This is a genomic window from Devosia chinhatensis, assembly GCF_000969445.1.
Taxonomy (GTDB): domain Bacteria; phylum Pseudomonadota; class Alphaproteobacteria; order Rhizobiales; family Devosiaceae; genus Devosia; species Devosia chinhatensis.
In genome coordinates, this window is sequence record NZ_JZEY01000064.1 from 1 (window position 1) to 511 (window position 511).

A 511-nucleotide genomic window follows, 5' to 3' on the forward strand; every position below is an offset into this window, starting at 1 on the left:
GGAGAGAGGGTGGGAGGGGGGAGAAAGAGAAGGAAGGTCGGGAGGGGAGTGAGGGAGGAGGAAGGGCAGCGGGGGAGGGGCGGGGAGGAAGGGAGAGACAAGAAGAAGGAGAAGAAGGGGGTGGGCGGCGGAGAGGGGAGGAGGGGGGCGGAGGAAGGGAGGGGGCTGAGGAGCAAGGAGGGGGGGGGGGTATGGAGTAGAGGCATGCAAGAGAGGAGGAGGAACGAGGTGGACAAGGAGCGGAAGGAGGAGGAAAGGGAGAGGAAAAAAGGGGAGGGAAAGCAGGAAGGAACAGACATGGGGGAAGAAAGGGGAGGAAAGGGAAGGGAGGACGGGCTAGGGAGGGATGGAAGAGGCATAGAGAAAGTAAGAGAGGGAGGAGTCAAAGAGAGAGGGAGAGGGAAGGACGAGGGGAGACGGAGAGACGAGAAAAAATAGGGGGAGGGAGAGAAGGGAGAGGCAGGCAGAGAAAGAAGAAGAGCAGCGAATGGCAGAGAGCAGATGCAAACGG

The 511-nt window shown here is 60.7% G+C and carries 1 pseudogene; it reads left to right on the top strand.

What is annotated here, in order from left to right:
• Positions 1–438 (top strand): annotated as a pseudogene (locus tag VE26_RS19100) (hypothetical protein); the annotation flags it as partial.
• Between the last annotated feature and the right edge of the window lie 73 nt (positions 439–511).